This window comes from Streptomyces sp. NPDC002092 (assembly GCF_053593775.1).
Map to the genome: position 1 here is coordinate 289,443 of NZ_JBSFDG010000014.1, position 15,942 is coordinate 305,384.

Annotated in this window: 14 protein-coding genes and 1 pseudogene; 7 read left to right on the plus strand and 8 right to left on the minus strand. The window is 71.1% G+C overall.

Annotated elements, in window-relative coordinates; translation table 11 throughout:
* Positions 1-53: 53 nt before the first annotated feature.
* Complete coding sequence (locus ACWCRD_RS30895) at positions 54-1,115, plus strand: hypothetical protein (RefSeq protein ID WP_450969039.1); 1,062 nt, start codon at positions 54-56, stop codon at positions 1,113-1,115.
* Between the two features lie 121 nt (positions 1,116-1,236).
* Here ACWCRD_RS30895 and ACWCRD_RS30900 read toward each other — a convergent pair whose 3' ends face one another.
* The 4 genes from ACWCRD_RS30900 to ACWCRD_RS30915 form a co-directional block, all read right to left on the minus strand.
* Positions 1,237-2,457: an MFS transporter gene (locus tag ACWCRD_RS30900; protein WP_450969040.1), complete on the minus strand. Its 1,221-nt coding sequence runs from the start codon at positions 2,455-2,457 to the stop codon at positions 1,237-1,239.
* Positions 2,458-2,557: 100 nt separating this feature from the next.
* Positions 2,558-3,517, minus strand: a complete 960-nt coding sequence (locus ACWCRD_RS30905) for an endonuclease/exonuclease/phosphatase family protein (RefSeq protein WP_450969064.1) — start codon at positions 3,515-3,517, stop codon at positions 2,558-2,560.
* A 277-nt stretch (positions 3,518-3,794) separates the two neighbouring features.
* Positions 3,795-4,436: a TetR/AcrR family transcriptional regulator gene (locus tag ACWCRD_RS30910; RefSeq protein WP_450969041.1), complete on the minus strand. Its 642-nt coding sequence runs from the start codon at positions 4,434-4,436 to the stop codon at positions 3,795-3,797.
* A 63-nt stretch (positions 4,437-4,499) separates the two neighbouring features.
* Positions 4,500-6,089, minus strand: a complete 1,590-nt coding sequence (locus tag ACWCRD_RS30915; protein WP_450969042.1) for an MFS transporter — start codon at positions 6,087-6,089, stop codon at positions 4,500-4,502.
* A 201-nt stretch (positions 6,090-6,290) separates the two neighbouring features.
* Here ACWCRD_RS30915 and panB point away from each other — a divergent pair, with 201 nt between their 5' ends.
* The 4 genes and pseudogenes from panB (at position 6,291) to ACWCRD_RS30935 (ending at position 9,254) form a co-directional block, all read left to right on the plus strand.
* Positions 6,291-7,166, plus strand: a complete 876-nt coding sequence (gene panB, locus ACWCRD_RS30920) for a 3-methyl-2-oxobutanoate hydroxymethyltransferase (protein ID WP_390692318.1) — start codon at positions 6,291-6,293, stop codon at positions 7,164-7,166.
* Positions 7,133-7,330, plus strand: a pseudogene (locus ACWCRD_RS30925) (cobyrinate a,c-diamide synthase); the annotation flags it as partial. The gene panB and the pseudogene ACWCRD_RS30925, both read left to right, overlap by 34 nt.
* A gap of 83 nt (positions 7,331-7,413) precedes the next feature.
* Positions 7,414-8,439 carry an ATP-binding cassette domain-containing protein gene (locus ACWCRD_RS30930; RefSeq protein ID WP_450969043.1) on the plus strand — a complete coding sequence of 342 codons (1,026 nt, stop codon included), beginning with the start codon at positions 7,414-7,416 and terminating at the stop codon, positions 8,437-8,439.
* A complete protein-coding gene (locus ACWCRD_RS30935) occupies positions 8,436-9,254 on the plus strand; it encodes an ABC transporter permease (protein WP_450969044.1) in 819 nt (272 codons plus the stop codon). Before ACWCRD_RS30930 ends, ACWCRD_RS30935 begins: the two co-directional genes overlap by 4 nt.
* Positions 9,255-9,280: 26 nt before the next feature.
* On the opposite strand, the gene ACWCRD_RS30940 is transcribed toward ACWCRD_RS30935, so the two are convergent.
* Entirely contained in the window at positions 9,281-12,661 is a 3,381-nt protein-coding gene (locus ACWCRD_RS30940; RefSeq protein ID WP_450969045.1) for an AfsR/SARP family transcriptional regulator, read from the minus strand.
* A 24-nt stretch (positions 12,662-12,685) separates the two neighbouring features.
* Positions 12,686-13,174 (minus strand): DUF6578 domain-containing protein, encoded by a 489-nt coding sequence (locus ACWCRD_RS30945; RefSeq protein ID WP_450969046.1) that lies wholly within the window; start codon positions 13,172-13,174, stop codon positions 12,686-12,688.
* Between the two features lie 104 nt (positions 13,175-13,278).
* Here ACWCRD_RS30945 and ACWCRD_RS30950 point away from each other — a divergent pair, with 104 nt between their 5' ends.
* Positions 13,279-14,079, plus strand: a complete 801-nt coding sequence (locus tag ACWCRD_RS30950; RefSeq protein WP_450969047.1) for a site-2 protease family protein — start codon at positions 13,279-13,281, stop codon at positions 14,077-14,079.
* On the opposite strand, the gene ACWCRD_RS30955 is transcribed toward ACWCRD_RS30950, so the two are convergent.
* Together ACWCRD_RS30955 and npdG are read right to left on the minus strand one after the other, a co-directional pair.
* Positions 14,069-14,257, minus strand: coding sequence for a hypothetical protein (locus ACWCRD_RS30955; RefSeq protein WP_450969048.1), 189 nt, complete (start codon positions 14,255-14,257; stop codon positions 14,069-14,071). The two genes, ACWCRD_RS30950 and ACWCRD_RS30955, sit on opposite strands and share 11 nt — an antisense overlap.
* Before the next feature lie 63 nt (positions 14,258-14,320).
* The gene (npdG, locus tag ACWCRD_RS30960) at positions 14,321-15,037 is read right to left on the minus strand and encodes an NADPH-dependent F420 reductase (protein WP_450969049.1); all 717 of its coding nucleotides are present in this window, start codon (positions 15,035-15,037) and stop codon (positions 14,321-14,323) included.
* Positions 15,038-15,205: 168 nt separating this feature from the next.
* Between npdG and ACWCRD_RS30965 the strand changes: the two genes are divergently transcribed.
* A complete protein-coding gene (locus ACWCRD_RS30965) occupies positions 15,206-15,808 on the plus strand; it encodes a hypothetical protein (protein ID WP_450969050.1) in 603 nt (200 codons plus the stop codon).
* Positions 15,809-15,942 lie beyond the last annotated feature (134 nt).

Consider the following 15,942-nt stretch of genomic DNA (forward strand, 5'->3'; position numbering starts at 1 on the left):
AGAATCGGCACTACGAGTCGATTCTGGTCCGTATGACTCGTTCAGGAGAAACCTTGACTTACATCGATCCTCAGAAACGCGCAAATGCCGAGAAAAACGGCTCGCCGCATGCTCAGGAAGAAAACATCGCCGAGTGGTATGCGCTGGCGGAAGTGGTATGCCGAGAATTGCAGCACGCAGGGCTCCCCGCTTACGTGCAGCATCCCGGCTCCTTGGCGGACGGTCAGGCCGGCGCATGCGTTCACGTCGACACCGTCGAGGGCCCTTCAGGTGGCGTCCATGTCAGCTGGAACGCCGGTGAAACCCTGACGGAAGCGGTCTTCGAATTCCTGCAGCCGGACCGGCTCGATCTCGGGGAACCGATGATCGCGTACGGTACGCGAGTCGTTTCGCTGCTGGACGAGACGATCAGGAACGTGCTCACGCTTGCCGGTTTCCGCACCTGTGAGGCGGCCGAACTCGACGACTCGGCCCAGGGAACCCACGTCGCGGGCCGGCAGCCCAGACAGTGGTACATCGAACACATTCTCACGGAGGGTGTACTGGGTCTCATCGCCGCCATCCGCTCCTTCGAGCCAAGCGGCGACCATCCTGGTATCAGCGCGGAGGGCAAGGCCCGGCTGACCGGACGGGGCATCCGGACGGTGCAGGAAGGTCTGCACCGTCTGCCGGACGACGACCGGCAGGAACTCGTCCGCGGCATGCGCAGGCTCGCCGGAGCGATGCACAGCCAGGACCTGGCAACCAGGGGGTTCTGGGAGGCGGACCGGTCTCTGCTGGAACTTCCCGACGAAGTCGGCCTCCCCACACAGGAACCGCCAGCCGCGTCCCGTCCACCGGTGACCCGATCTCATGTGCTCGCGGCCGCGTACACAGCTCTGCTCGGCAGCATCGAACTGGCCGACGAGAAAACCGTCGACGACGATGACGCCGTAAAGATCATCGAAGCGTGGACGGGAACCCTGCTGAGGCGACTGAACCAGGCGCCCAACGAGGACCGACAGGAGCTGATCCGCCTCTTCCGGGAAGCCGCCCGCGAAGAGACCGACCCCGCGCACAAGGCGTTCGCTGCCGGTTTCCCGGAGGCCATCGGTCTGGTCGCGGACGACGACTGAGCGACGACCTGCAGGGCGAGCCAGGGGTTCAGCCCCGCTGGGGGCAGCTCGCTCCCGGGTCGGGGGGCGCAGCCCAGGGGCGTCGGGGCGAGCACGCTGCCTACGCCGACGCCCACCGCCCTCAGCCGTGCAGCGCCTCCGCCCCCCGCGGAACATGGGACGCAACCACCCGCCCCCGCCCCCCGGCAGGAACGCGCCGCCGGTCCACCGCATACGCGACCCCCGCGACGCCCAGTCCGAGCACCGCCAGCCCCGCGCCCGCCAGCGCCGGAGAGGTGACCCCGAAGCCCGCCGCCAGCGCGACGCCGCCGATCCACGCTCCCCCGGCGTTCGCCAGGTTGAACGCGGCCTGGTTGGCGGAGGACGCCAGGGACGGCGCCGCAGACGCCTTCTCCATGACCATCAGCTGGAGCGGCGAACCGGTGATGAAGGCCGCCGCGCCGAGCAGGATCACCGCCAGGGCCGCGGTCCACTGCGTCGACATCAGCAGCGGGAACAGGGCCAGAACGGCCGCCAGGGAGAGCAGGCCGCCGAACAGTGTCCCCCGCAGGGAGTGGTCCGCCAGGCGGCCGCCCGCCAGGTTGCCCACCGTCGCGCCCACGCCGAACAGTGCCAGCAGCAGCGTCACGCTGGTCTCGGCGTACCCAGCGGCGTCCGTGAGCATCGGCGTGATGTAGCTGTACGCGGCGAACAGCGCGCCGAAGCCGGCGACCGTCGTGCCGAGCGCCAGCCAGACCGGCAGCGACTTCAGCGCGGCCAGTTCGCCGCGCAGGCCTGCGGCCGGCGCGGCGTGGGTGTGGTCGTGAGGGATCAGCAGCGCGAGCGCGACGATCGCCGCCAGTCCGATCGCGCTGACGCCGAGGAACGTGGCCCGCCACCCCAGGTGCTGGCCCATCAGCGTGGCGACCGGCACGCCCACGACGTTGGCGACCGTCAAGCCGAGGAACATCAGCGAGACCGAGCGGGCCTTGCGCTCCGGCGCGACCAGGTTCGTCGCCACGACCGCGCCGACGCCGAAGAAGGCGCCGTGCGGCAGACCGCTCAGGAAGCGGGCGGCGAGCAGGGAGTCGTAGCCGGGGGCGAAGGCGGAGAGCGCGTTGCCCGCCACGAACAGCGCCATCAGACCGATCAGCACCGTGCGGCGGGACATCCGCGCGGTGACCGCGGCCAGCAGCGGGGCGCCGATGACGACGCCCAGCGCATACGCCGAGACCAGGTGCCCGGCGGTGGGGAGGGAGACGTGCAGGTCGTCCGCGACGTCGGGCAGCAGGCCCATCATCACGAACTCGGTGGTGCCGATCCCGAAAGCGCCGACGGCCAGAGCGAGCAGGGCCAGGGGCATGAAGGGGCCTGTTCCTTTCAAGTCAAAGGGAGAGCTGAGTTCCGTACCAGCTTAAGTTCAGTTACGGAACAAAGCCTCTCAGGCCCAGTATTCCGGGAGGTTACGAGCCGGTGGCGAGGCTCACACGGGCCGCGATCGGGAGGTGGTCGCTTCCGGTCCTGGGCAGCGTCCACGAGGTCACCGGCTCGATGCCCTGGACCATGATCTGGTCGATCCGCGCCATCGGGAACGAGGCCGGCCAGCTGAACCCGAACCCGCTGCCCGCCGCGCCCTGCGTGGAGCGCATCTGGGAGGTGACGCCGTTGAGGGAGCGGTCGTTCATCGTGCCGTTCAGGTCGCCGAGCAGCACCTTCCGCTTCAGCGGCTCCTGGGCGATGGCCTCGCCGAGCGCGTTGGCGCTCTTGTCGCGCTGCCGGGCCGTGAACCCGGCCTCCAGCTTCACCCGCACGGACGGCAGGTGGGCGACGTAGAAGGCGACCTGCCCCTCGGGCGTGGTCACGGTGGCGCGCATGGCGCGCGTCCAGCCCAGCTTGATGTCGACGGCCCCGACCCCGGTCATGGGGTACTTGCTCCACAGCCCGACGGTGCCCTGCACCGAGTGGTACTTGTACGTCGACGCCAGCGCCCTCTCGTACACCGGCACCGCCGACGGGTTCAGCTCCTCCAGGGCCAGCACGTCCGCGCCGGACGCGGCCACCTCACGGGCCGTTCCCGAGGGGTCGGGGTTGTCGGCGTTGACGTTGTGCGTGGCGACGGTCAGGTCGCCGCCGCCGACGGTCTTGTCCGTCAGCAGTCCGCCGAAGAGATTCAGCCAAACGGCCGTCGGCAGCACCACCGCGATCAGCGCGGTCGCCGACCTGCGTACCAGCGCGAGCAGGAGCAGCAGCGGGACCAGGAGACCCAGCCAGGGCAGGAAGGTCTCGGTGAGGCTGCCCAGGTTGCCGATGCGGTTGGGGATGCGTGCGTGCAGCAGCATCACCAGGGCCAGGATCACCGCGAGCGCGGCGACGACCAGGCCACGGCGCCAGATTCTGGGGTCGCCCCGCCATCCGGAGACCATGCGGTTGAGCAGGCGCCGAAGCCGGTCTCCCCGGTGCTCGGGCCCCGAGCCGCCGTTGTCCGTCTCCGTCACATACGCCTGCTGCGCCATACCGCGTCGCCTCACTGCCTGCCGTGCAACCCGTCCGTCCCCCCGTATCTGAAACCCTAGGGGATGATCGAGCCCGTCCCTGCCGTCGCATGACGGCCGTACGGGCACGAGGACGACGAACCCGGCGCGGCGAGTTCCGAACGCGACCCCGGAAAGCGCCCTCTGTGACGCAACGCGCACATTCGGGCTAGGTGGTTGAGGGTTTGACGGGTCGTAGCCCTTCAAGAAGGGTGTCCACGATCTGCTCCGACAGTCCCTCGGAGAGGTCGCTCTCCACGTCCGCCTCCGGGCGCATGACGGTGCGCAGCAGCATGGGGCCGACGATCAGGTCGTTGACCAGCTCGAGGTCGACGTCCTCGCGGAGTTCGCCGTTCTCCTGGCCGCGGCGCAGGATCTCGATCTGCAGTCTGCGCCGCGGCCGGACGACGGAGGCGTGGTAGGCGGCCCAGACCTTCGGGCTGCTCTTCATCTGGGCGAACACGTTGTGCAGGAGCATCGAGGTACGGCTCATGACCCCGCGCTGCCGCAAATGCTCCAGAAGAGCCACCAGGTCGTCGCGCATGGACGTGCCGGGGAGTTCGGGGTCCGGGGGCTCGCCGGCGCGTACGACGTCGACGAGGAGCTCCTCCTTGCCGCTCCAGCGGCGGTAGATGGTGGCCTTGCCGACGCCCGCCGTGCGGGCGATGCGCTCGATGGAGAGTTCGGCGAGCGGGACGCCGTCCTCCAGGAGCTTCAGCACGCCCTCTATGACGGCCCGTTCGACCGCCTCACTGCGGGGGCGTCCCCGTGCGGGCGCCCCGGGAGGGGCCGGACTGTCGGCGAGGCTCACTTCTGCGTCCCTTCGTTGACCTGGAGCAATTCTCCCCGTTGCCCCCCAGTGCGGCGGAAGACGCTATTCCGCCGCGGCCACCAACTCCTGCTCCTCCTCGCCCTCCTGACGGGCCGGCGGCTTCCCCGGCAGGAAGAGGAACGCCACGAGGGCGCCGAGGATCGCGACGACCGTGCCGCACAGCGCGGTGACGTGCATGGCGTGCAGGAAGGCGTCATTGGCCGGGGTGACCAGGGCCCTGCCCTGCGGGCCGAGTTTCGCCGCGACGCCGAGCGTGGCCTCGATGGACTCACCGGCCGTCTCCCGCAGCCCGGCCGGAAGGTGCCCGAGCTTGCCCTCGATACCGGTGCGGTACGCGGTCGACAGCACCGAGCCGAGGACCGCGATGCCGAGGGCGCCGCCGACCTGGCGGAAGGTGTTGCTCAGCGCGGACGCGGAGCCGGCCTTCTCACGCGGCAGAGCCTGCATGATGACGACGCTTGTGGGGGTCATGACGTGGGCCATGCCGGCGCCCATGAGGAAGAACACGACCTCCAGGACCCAGATCGGGGTGTCCGCCTCGAAGCCCGCGAACGCGGCGAGCATCCCGGCGAGCAGCAGCAGTCCGACCCCGGTGGTCACCTTGTAGCCGAACCGGTCGACGACCAGCCGGGCCCGCGGCGCGAAGATCATCTGCGCGGCGGCCAGCGGCAGCATCAGCAGACCGGACTGCAGCGGCGAGTAGCCGCGCACGCTCTGGGTGTAGAACACGGCGAAGAACGTGACGCCCATCAGCGCGAAGAAGACCAGCGCGATGGCGGCCATGGCGGCCGAGAACACCTTGTTCTTGAAGTACGTGACGTCGAGCGAGGGGTGGTCGCTGCGCTTCTCGAAGAGGACGAACGCGGTGAGGACGACCAGACCGGCGGCGATGGTCGACAGCACCTGGGCGTCCGTGAAGTCGGCGAGTTCGCCGCCCTTGATGATGCCGTAGACGAGCAGGACCAGGCCCACGACGGACAGCAGGACGCCGACGGGGTCGAGCCGGCCCGGCCGCGGGTCGCGGGAGTCGGGGACGAGCCAGATCATCAAGGCGAGCGCGAGGAGCACGATCGGCACGTTGATCAGGAAGACCGAGCCCCACCAGAAGTGGTCGAGAAGGACACCGCCGGTGATCGGGCCGATGGCGATGGCGAGGCCGACGCCGCCGGCCCAGATCCCGATGGCCTTGGGCTGCTCCTCGCGCTCGAAGACGTTCATGAGGACGGCGAGGGTGGCCGGCATGACGAAGGCCGCACCGAGGGCCATCAGGGCGCGGTAGGCGATCAGCTGTCCGGGCGAGCCGGACTCGGCGGCGAGGGCGGAGCCGACGCCGAACACGACGAGGCCGCCGAGCAGCACCTTCTTGCGGCCCACCCGGTCGCCGATGAGGCCTGAGGTGAACAGCAGACCCGCGAAGACGAGCGTGTAGGCGTTGATCGCCCACTCCAGCTCGCTCTGGGTGGCGCCCAGACCGGTCGGGGCCGGGGTGGAGATCGTCTTGATGGCGACGTTCAGGATCGAGTTGTCGAGCACCACGATCAGCAGGCTGAGCATCAGGACGCCGAGGATGGCCCAGCGGCGCCGGTGCACCGCCTCCGGTATGCGGGGTGCGGAAACGGGTGGAGTCGTCATGCTCCCCAGGCTAGGCGAATTCCGATACGAGACGGTCCCGTATCGTAAATATTTTACCCGGACCTTACGCCCGCCCCTGCCTACGGCATCCGTGCCCACGTGACGGAGTTCCCTCTGGCCCTGGCTGGCACGAAGTGCCACCATGGGGGTGATCCGGGGACGCCGTCAGGGCGCCTCGAGATGACTGAAGGAGCCGTTGCAATGACGCAGCTTTCGGCTGCCCAGACTGTCCAGAACAGGCCCTCCGACGGCAGCAAGGCGCTGTACGGGGGCAAGGGCACACGCCGTATCACCGTTCGCGACATCGCCCTCGCCAAGGAACGCGGCGAGAAGTGGCCCATGCTCACCGCCTACGACGCGATGACCGCGTCCGTCTTCGACGAGGCCGGCATCCCGGTGATCCTCGTCGGCGACTCGGCGGGCAACTGCCACCTCGGGTACGAGACGACCGTGCCCGTCACCATGGACGAGATGACCATGCTGTCCGCGGCCGTCGTACGCGGCACGCAGCGCGCCCTGATCGTCGGCGACCTCCCCTTCGGCTCCTACCAGGAGGGTCCGGTGCAGGCGCTGCGCTCGGCGACCCGGCTGGTCAAGGACGCCGGGGTGGGTGCCGTGAAGCTGGAGGGCGGGGAACGGTCGCACGAACAGATCCGGCTGCTTGTCGAGTCCGGTATCCCGGTCATGGCGCATATCGGTCTGACCCCGCAGTCCGTGAACGCGATGGGTTACCGGGTGCAGGGGCGCGGTGAGGAGGCGGCGCAGCAGTTGCTGCGGGACGCGAAGGCCGTGCAGGACGCGGGGGCGTTCGCGGTCGTGCTGGAGCTGGTGCCGGCGGAGCTGGCGGCCGAGGTGACTCGGGTGCTGCACATTCCGACCGTCGGGATCGGGGCCGGGCCCGAGACGGATGCACAGGTGCTGGTGTGGACGGACATGCTGGGGCTGACCTCCGGTCGGGTGCCGAAGTTCGTCAAGAAGTACGCGGACCTGCGTGAGGTCATGGGGAACGCGGTGAAGGAGTTTGCGGAGGACGTGGTCGGCGGGGTGTTCCCGTCGGAGGAGAACTCCGTCCACTAGAGCCATCGCGGCACAGAGGCAGCCCGCCGATTTCCCCCGTCGGCGGGCTGCCGTTTTGTTTCTCGCCCCCGCCGCCCCTACCCGTCCCGTCCCTGGGGGCTGCGCCCCCAGACCCCCGCTTTCGGCCTGAACGGCCTCGTCCTCAAACGCCGGACGGGCTGAAATGAGATGCCGGTGTCGGCGACTTGTCGGTGGGTGTCGGTGACCTGTCGGTGCTTTGTCGGTCGGGGCTGTCACCTTCGTTGTCATGACGCGAATCGACAAGAACCCCAGCGACGGCGGTAGCGCCGTCACCGTGCGGGGGCTGGTCAAGCACTACGGCGAGACCAAGGCGCTGGACGGCGTGGACCTGGATGTGCGCGAGGGCACCGTGATGGGTGTGCTCGGGCCCAACGGCGCCGGCAAGACCACCCTCGTGCGGATCCTGTCCACGCTGCTCGCCCCCACCTCGGGGCAGGCGACCGTCGCCGGATACGACGTGCTGCACCAGCCCCGGCAGCTGCGCAAGGTGATAGGCCTGACCGGGCAGTACGCCTCCGTCGACGAGAAGCTCCCCGGCTGGGAGAACCTGTACATGATCGGGCGGCTGCTCGATCTGCCCCGCAAGGAGGCACGCGCGCGTGCCGACGAGCTGCTGGAGCGGTTCTCGCTGACCGAGGCCGCCAGGCGGCCCGCGAGCACCTACTCCGGCGGTATGCGGCGGCGCCTCGACCTCGCGGCCTCGATGATCGGGCGGCCCGAGGTGCTGTTCCTCGACGAGCCGACCACCGGACTCGACCCGCGCACCCGCAACGAGGTGTGGGACGAGGTCAAGGCCATGGTCGGCGAGGGCGTGACCGTGCTGCTCACCACCCAGTACATGGAGGAGGCCGAGCAGCTCGCCGGCGAGCTGACCGTCGTGGACCGCGGCAAGGTCATCGCGGGCGGTGCGATCGACGAGCTCAAGGCCAAGGTGGGCGGACGGACCCTGCGGGTGCGGCCCGCCGACCCGCAGCAGCTGCGGCCGCTCGCCGCCACCCTCGACGACCTCGGCATCACCGGGCTCGCCACCACGACCGTCGACACCGAGAGCGGTTCCGTGCTCGTGCCCATCCTCAGCGACGAACAGCTGACCGCGGTGACCGGCGTGGTCATCGCACAGGGCATCACGATCAGCTCCATCACCACCGAACTGCCCAGCCTGGACGAGGTGTTCCTGTCCCTCACCGGCCACCGCCCCAGTGCCCCCCAGGACGCCGTACCCAACGACACCCTCGAGGAGGTCGCCGTATGAGCGCGGCAACCGCCACCGCTCCGGCCGCCGACGCACGCGTCCCGCTGCGCGGCCATGTCCGCCACACCGGCGCCCTGGTTCGCCGGAACCTGCTGTGGATCAAGCAGGACCCCGAGTCGATGTTCGACGCGTTGCTGATGCCGGTCGTCTTCACCCTGCTGTTCGTGTACGTCTTCGGCGGCGCGGTCGGGCAGGCGCTGGGCGGCGGCGGCCAGGACGGGTACGTCCAGTACGTCATCCCCGGCATGATCGCGATGATGAGCATGTCGCTGTCCCAGGGCGTCGGCACCGGCTTCAGCCAGGACTTCAACTCCGGCGTCATGGACCGCTTCCGGTCCCTGCCGATCGGGCGCGGCTCGGTGCTGTTCGCGAAGATCGCGGTCGAGCTGGCGCGCATGCTGTTCGCCACGACCGTGCTGATGATCGTTGCCGTGCTGGTCGGGTTCCACATCCACCACTGGGGCGGTCTGTTCGCGACGGTCGGGCTCTCCGCGGTGTTCGCCTCGTCGATCATGTGGGTGTTCCTCACCCTGGGCGTGGTCCTGAAGAACGCGCAGTCCGTGCAGGCGATGGGCTTCCTGGTGCTGTTCCCGCTGCAGTTCGGCTCGTCGATCTTCGCCCCGACGAAGACGATGCCTGGCTGGCTGCAGGCCTTCACCGACTACAACCCGCTGTCCACGCTCGCCGACGCGGCGCGCGGGCTGATGGTGGGCGGCCCGGTCGCGCACGACCTGTGGGTGACGCTCGGCTGGTCGGTGGCGATCACGGCGGTGGCGGCGCCGTACGCGATCCACAAGTTCCGTACCAAGAGCTGACGCAGCCGGGTGTGCCTCGGTCCGCGTCAGACCAGGGCGGCGGCCTCCTCCGCGGAGAGGCCGCCGCCCTCCGCGTGGGCGGCCTCGTACGCCTCGTCGCCGAGGGCCACGCGGGCGAGCCGTTCAGCCAGGGCGTACACCTCGCGCTCCATGGACGCCGCGACATGGCCGGCCGGCAGCAGGGTCCGCGCGGCCCCGATGCAGCGGACGGCGTCCCGTGCCCGGCGGCCGCCGTCGGCACCGGCGAGGCCGATCGCGGCGAGGGTCAGGTACAGGGGGCGCATGTGCGGGGCGACGGCCTCGGTCAGCGGGTCGCCGGCCCGTTGAAGCGCCTGCCGGGCCTTGTCCAGGGCCTGGCCGTAGTTGCCGTCGGCCGCCTCCACGAAGGCCTCCGCGCCGAAGATGAACGCGTCGAAGACGATGAAGTGGGCGATCCTGAACTCCTCGCGCAGCGACCGCAGTTGCTCGCGCGCCTCCTGCACCCGGCCGGTCATGGCGAGCCTGCTGGCGAGGAACATCCGGGCGGCGGGCATGGCCTCGTTGCCCGAGCCGTCCTTCCGCTCGATCACCTCGCGCAGCAACTGCTCGCCCCGCTCCGTCTCGCCCGCCTCCACGAGCGCGCTGCCGAGCCGGGCGCCCAGCACGGCCGTCTGGGCGCGGGCGCCGAGCCGTTCGGCGCGTTCCATCGCCGCCTCGTAGTCGGCGGCGGCCGCCGCGTACTCGCCGATCCGCTCATGGGCCTCGCCGCGGGCGGACAGCGCCTCGGCGGTGCCCCACAGGTCGCCGATCCGCCGGTAGATCTCCAGCGACTCGTCGGCGTCGCGCCGCGCGTCGCCTGCCAGGTCGCTGCGGTTGGCGAGGAGGTTGGCGCGCATCTGCAGGGTGGCGGCGAGTTCCCACTCCATGCCGGGGGTGGCACGGCAGGTGTCGACGCTCATGTCGAGGACCCTCGGCATCAGGTCCAGGCTGCCGGTCAGTACCACGGCGTAGAACCAGAGGATGCCCGGGGTACGGCAGGTCTGCGGGAGGCCGGGCGCGTAGACCTCGGTTATGGTGCGCAGCTTCTCCTTCGCCTGCGGGGACTCCCAGGCCTCCAACTCCGTGTCCATGCAGGCGAGATGGGCGAGATGGACACCACGCCTGGCCTCGGCGAGGAGTTCGCCGGACAGCGGGGGCGGAACGTCGGTGCAGCGCTGCCATACCGGTTCGGCACGCTGGGCGGGGGCGGTGAAGGGGTCGGGGCCGAGGGCCATGACCTCGACGCACCAGTTGCGGGCCTCGATGCGCGCGTCCCGCATCTGCCAGTACCAGGACAGCGACAGGATGAGGCAGAGGGCTTCCTGTTCGTCGCGCTCGGCGACGGCGTGGCGCAGCGCGGTGCGCAGGTTCTCGTACTCGCGCTCCAGCAGCTCGATGGCGGCGAGCTGACCGGGGCCGCGCAGCAACGGGTCGGTGGTGCGGGCGAGTTCGCGGTAGTACGTCAGGTGCGCGCGCTCGGTCTCCGGGCGCCGCCCGGCCTCGTCCAGGCGCTCGCCCGCGTACTCGGCGACGGTTTCGAGCAGCCGGTAGCGCATGCCTCCGTCGCCCGAAGGGGCGGCCACGACAAGGGACTTGTCCACGAGCGAACCGAGGGCTTCCAGCGCTGCGGGCCCGCAGACGGCCTCGGCGGCGGCGAGGTCGCAGCCGCCCGCGAAGACGGAGAGCCGCCGCAGGACCTCCTTCTCCTCCTCGTCGAGCAGATCCCAGGACCAGTCGACGACCGCGCGCAGGGTCTGCTGGCGGGGCAGGACGGTGCGGCTGCCGGAGGTCAGCAGCCGGAAGCGGTCGTCGAGCCGGTCGGCGATCTGGCGGGGCGTCAGCATACGGAGCCGGGCGGCCGCCAGCTCGATGGCCAGAGGCAGCCCGTCGAGCCGCCGGCAGATCTCGGCACATGCCTCGGGATCTTCGTCCGTCCGGAAGCCGGGCCTGGCGGCGGCGCCCCGGTCGGCGAGCAGCCGCAGCGCGACCGGCTCGGGCAGCGGCTCCACGGGGCGCAGCAACTCCCCCGGTACGCCCAGGGGTTCACGGCTGGTGGCGAGCACCGTCAGCTCCGGGCAGCGTTCGAGCAGCTCCTCCACCAGCCGGGCGGCGGCCTCGACGACATGCTCGCAGTTGTCGAGGACGATCAGCATGCGCCGCCGCCCGCAGTGCTCGGCGAGCCGCTCGACGGGGTCGTCGTGCCGCTCGGCCCCTGCCGCCCGCATCGCCTCGGCCCCCGCGCCGTAGAGCACGGTCTCCCGCGCCCCGACGGCGGTCAGCACGGCCTCCGGTACGGCATCCGGGTCGTCGACGGGCGCCAGCTCGGCCAGCCACACCCCGTCCCGAGCCGCATACCGCACGGCCTCGGCGGCCTCCTGCGACAGCCGCGTCTTCCCGGCCCCACCGGGCCCGAGCAACGTGACGAGCCGGGCCGCCGCGAGATCACCCCGGATGGCCTCGATGTCGGCCTCCCGACCGACGAAGGAGGTGAGGCGGGCGCAGAGGTTGCCGGGGGGCTGGGGGGTGCCCGGCACGGAGGTACTCAAGGCGGGGGCAGCGGCCTCGGGAGCCGCCCAGCCGGGAGCGGTTCCGGAATCCGACGGCGGGTCGGCCGGACCTCCGCCAACCTTGCTCGGAAGTCCGGCCGACGGCTCTCCCTCCTCCGGCTGCAGCAACTCCTGGTACAGGGAGCGCAGTTCGCCCCCCGGGTCCATCCCCAGCCGGTCCGCCAGCAGCCGCCGTACGTCCTCGAACGCGGCCAGCGCCTGAGCCGTGCGGCCCGCGTCGCGGAGGGCGCGCAGGCGCAGGGCCTGGAGGGGCTCGTCGAGGGGGTGGGTGTCGCAGAGGGCGGTCAGTTCGGGGAGGGACTGCTCGGCGTGGCCGAGGGCGAGGGCGGCGGTGTGGCGGGTGCGCAGGGCGTCGAGGCGGCGGGTGTCCCAGCGGGCCGCCTCGGCGGTGCGGTCGGGGAGGTCGGCCAGGGCGGGCCCGCGCCACAGGCCGAGGGCGTCGTCGAGCACGACGGCCGCCTTGGCGGGGTCGCCGTCGGCGAGCGCGCGCGTGCCCTCGCCGGTCAGCCGCTCGAAGCGGTGCAGGTCGACGTCGTCGGGCCGGGCGGCGAGCCGGTAGCCGCCCTCCGCGGAGGCGACGGCGTCCGCGCCGAGCGCCCGCCGCAGCCGGCCGACCAGCGCCTGCAGCGCACCCGGCGCGTCGGCGGGCGGGTCAGCGCCCCACACCTCGTCGACCAGGACGCCCGCCGGCACGGTACGCCCGGCGCGCAGCGCCAGCACGGTCAACAGTGCACGCAGCCGCGCCCCGCCGACCGGGACAAGGGTGCCGTCGGGGCGGAGCGCCTGAGTGGTGCCGAGGATGCGATAGCGCACGGGGTCCATTGTCTCCGTTGACGTCGGGGGCGGTCATGGGGTTCCGGGCGGTCGGGGTGGCGCGGTGACGGGACCGGCTTCGCCGAGCGCCGCCACGTCCAGCGTCACCACCACCCCCGCCTCCACGAACCGCCTCCCCTTCTCCCGCGGGCCCTCATCGGCGAACCACTTCGGGCACTCGTCCACCCGCCGTAGCCGCCGCGTCCCCGGGCCGCGCACCGGCTCCCAGGAGCGCGAGCCGGGGGCCGTCTCCGCGTACTCCTGGGTCACCACCCGGATCGCCCGTACCCGGCCGGCCACCTCGGGCCACTTGCCCCCGTGCGTCTCCACAGTGAGGAGGCCGGCCTGCGGACCCGGTCCCCCGGCTCCCATGATCTCGGGGAACTCCTCGTGCCAGCCGCCGCCCAGTACCTCGTCCGCGTCCACGAACCGCAGCGGCCAGCTCACCTTCTCCCCCACCGAGAACGGCGTGCCACAGCACTCCATCTGCCAGCTCTCGTAGAACACATGCCGAAGCCCCATGCCCTCACCTTCCCTGGAACTGGGTACCGGACGCGAGACGTTTTCACCTACGCCCGGTACCGTCGGGCAGTCCCACCGCGTGCACGCACTGTCCAGGGAGTCCCATGACCACCGCCACCACCAGCCGCAGCGACCGGCGGATCAGCCCCGTCTTCCTGGGGATCCTGGCCGTCACGGCAGTCACGGGATGGGCCACCTGGACCGGGTTCGCCGAGAAGCCGGGCGTGGCCGTGTTCCTGTTCGTGACGGCGGCCTGGATCGTCTCCCTGTGTCTGCACGAGTACGCACACGCGCGTACCGCCCTGCACAGCGGTGACATCTCGGTCGGCGCGAAGGGCTACCTGAGCCTCAATCCTCTCGCCTATACGCACGCCCTGTTGAGCATCGTGCTCCCGGTGCTCTTCGTGATCATGGGCGGGATCGGGCTGCCGGGCGGCGCGGTGTTCATCGAGCGCGACCGCATCCGCGGCCGCTGGCGGCACAGTCTCATCTCGGCGGCAGGACCGCTGACGAACGTCCTGTTCGCCGCCGTGTGCACCGCCCCGTTCTGGCTGCACGCGCTGGACGGTGTGCCGCGCGACTTCCAGTTCGCGCTGGCCTTCCTCGCCCTGCTCCAGGTCTCGGCCGCCCTCCTGAACTTCCTGCCGGTGCCCGGCCTGGACGGCTACGGCGTGATCGAGCCCTGGCTGTCGTACAAGATCAAGCGGCAGGTGGAGCCCTTCGCACCGTTCGGCCTGCTGTTCGTGTTCGCGCTGCTGTGGTTGCAGCCGGTCAACACGGCGTTCTTCGACGTGGTCGACGCGATCCTGCGCAGCCTCGGGATCAGCGACTTCGGCACGTACTGCGGCCAGCAGCTCTACCGCTTCTGGCAGGGCACGAACGAGTTCTGCTCGGTCAGCCAGTGACGGAGGAGGACCGGCGCCCGTCCCGGCCCCGCTTCCAGTAGTACCAGCACATGTTGCTGGACAGCCCCGCGAGCAGGATCCACACGATCCCCAGCCAGCTGCCCTGCGCGAAGGACACCACGGCCGCGGCCACGGCGAGCACAAAGACGATCAGGGCATAGAGGCCAAGGCGGGGCATTTCGTTCGACTCCTGTCGGCGGGCCGGGGGACACCGTTACGGCGTCCAGTGTCCCCCATCCGCTCATACGTCCGTGACGCGGAGCCCGGCGTGTGCCTTGTACCGGCGGTTCACGGAGATCAGGTTGGCGACCAGCGACTCGACCTGGTGGGCATTGCGCAGCCGGCCTGCGAAGATGCCGCGCATGCCGGGGATGCGCCCGGCCAGCGCCTGCACGGTCTCGACGTCGGCCCGCTCCTCCCCCAGCACCATCACATCGGTGTCGATCTCGGCGATCTCGGGGTCCTGGAGGAGGACCGCCGACAGGTGGTGGAAGGCGGCGGTGACCCGCGAGCCAGGCAGCAGGGCGGCGGCCTGCTCGGCCGCGCTGCCCTCCTCCGGCTTGATCGCGTACGCGCCCTTCTTGTCGAAGCCGAGCGGGTTGACGCAGTCGACGACGAGCTTGCCCGCCAGTTCCTCGCGCAGGGACTCCAGCGTCTTGCCGTGGCCGTCCCACGGTACGGCGACGATGACGACGTCGCTTCGGCGCGCGGCCTCGGCGTTGTCGGCGCCCTCGATGCCGTGCCCGAGCTCGTCCGCGGCGGCCCGGGCACGCTCGGCGGCACGCGAGCCGATGATCACCTTCTGGCCGGCCCTGGCCAGCCGGTAGGCGAGGCCCTTGCCCTGCGGCCCGGTCCCACCGAGGACGCCGACGACGAGCCCGGAGACGTCGGGCAGGTCCCAGGGGTCCTTGACGGGGGCCTTCGCGGGGGTCTGTGCAGCACTGTCGGTAGAGGTCATGGGCCGACTTTACGTCCGCCCCGGCCGGCCCTGTCGGTCAGGTGAGCCGCGTCACGGGCAGCCGTCGCACCCCGTCGAGGCGCGGGCGTCGGCGCACTGTCGCCAGGTCGGGCGAATTCGGGGTGAACGCCCGGTCACGGGTGGCCGACTGGTGCAGGATGCGCAGGCATGGACGCCGTACGTGTCGCGTTGCTGCGTGAAGTGCTTGCCGGGACCGAGTGGTTGGGGGCCGCGCGGCGGTTCGCGGGGGTGCTGCGCGGGTCGGTGGTGTCGCACGGCGGGGGGCTGCTGCTGGTGGGCACGGAGGAGTACGAGCCGTGGCATCTGGCGGCGCATCTGGTGGACGAGGCGGCGTGGTCGGGGACGCCGGAGCTGACTCCTACGCTCGTGCGGCATGGGGCGCGTGCCTCGGATCCGGCGCATCTGGCGGTGGGGCTGGGGCGGTTGGCGGCTGCGCGGCGGGGGGAGACGCTGCTGGTGGTTTCGCCCGCCGGGCCGGAGGGTTCGCTGCTGGAGCGGGTGTATGACGTGCGGCGGGCCGGGGCGACGGTGTTGGCGCTCGGGGCGGGGGAGGACGAACTTGCCTCTTTGGCTCACGAGTCGCTGGCTGTCCCGGCGGGCTCCGAGCTGGACCTGGACACTGTGCAGCACCTGGTGAGTGCGGCGGCCGGTGAGAACGCGCTGCCGGCGCCTCGGGGGAACCGGCGCCTGCGGGACCGGCTGTACCGCCTGGCGGAACAACTGACGGCCCCGCCACCGGCGCGCTGGTGACTTCACCTGAGGATTTCGCCCCCGCCGCCCGTACCCATTCCCGTCCCGTACCTGGGGGCTGCCGCCCCCAGACCCCCGCTTTCGGCCTGAACGGCCTCGTCCTCAAACGCCGGACGGGCTGAAAGATCAAGCCC

Excerpts from the sequence above, each read along its gene's own strand:
- ACWCRD_RS30900 (WP_450969040.1), bottom strand. The coding sequence starts at position 2,457 with ATGCCCCTGGCCCTGCTCGCTCTGGCCGTCGGCGCTTTCGGGATCGGC.
- ACWCRD_RS30905 (WP_450969064.1), bottom strand. The coding sequence starts at position 3,517 with ATGGTCTCCGGATGGCGGGGCGACCCCAGAATCTGGCGCCGTGGCCTG.
- ACWCRD_RS30915 (WP_450969042.1), bottom strand. The coding sequence starts at position 6,089 with ATGACGACTCCACCCGTTTCCGCACCCCGCATACCGGAGGCGGTGCAC.
- panB (WP_390692318.1), top strand. The coding sequence starts at position 6,291 with ATGACGCAGCTTTCGGCTGCCCAGACTGTCCAGAACAGGCCCTCCGAC.
- ACWCRD_RS30930 (WP_450969043.1), top strand. The coding sequence starts at position 7,414 with ATGACGCGAATCGACAAGAACCCCAGCGACGGCGGTAGCGCCGTCACC.
- ACWCRD_RS30935 (WP_450969044.1), top strand. The coding sequence starts at position 8,436 with ATGAGCGCGGCAACCGCCACCGCTCCGGCCGCCGACGCACGCGTCCCG.
- ACWCRD_RS30940 (WP_450969045.1), bottom strand. The coding sequence starts at position 12,661 with ATGGACCCCGTGCGCTATCGCATCCTCGGCACCACTCAGGCGCTCCGC.
- ACWCRD_RS30945 (WP_450969046.1), bottom strand. The coding sequence starts at position 13,174 with ATGGGGCTTCGGCATGTGTTCTACGAGAGCTGGCAGATGGAGTGCTGT.
- ACWCRD_RS30950 (WP_450969047.1), top strand. The coding sequence starts at position 13,279 with ATGACCACCGCCACCACCAGCCGCAGCGACCGGCGGATCAGCCCCGTC.
- ACWCRD_RS30955 (WP_450969048.1), bottom strand. The coding sequence starts at position 14,257 with ATGCCCCGCCTTGGCCTCTATGCCCTGATCGTCTTTGTGCTCGCCGTG.
- npdG (WP_450969049.1), bottom strand. The coding sequence starts at position 15,037 with ATGACCTCTACCGACAGTGCTGCACAGACCCCCGCGAAGGCCCCCGTC.
- ACWCRD_RS30965 (WP_450969050.1), top strand. The coding sequence starts at position 15,206 with ATGGACGCCGTACGTGTCGCGTTGCTGCGTGAAGTGCTTGCCGGGACC.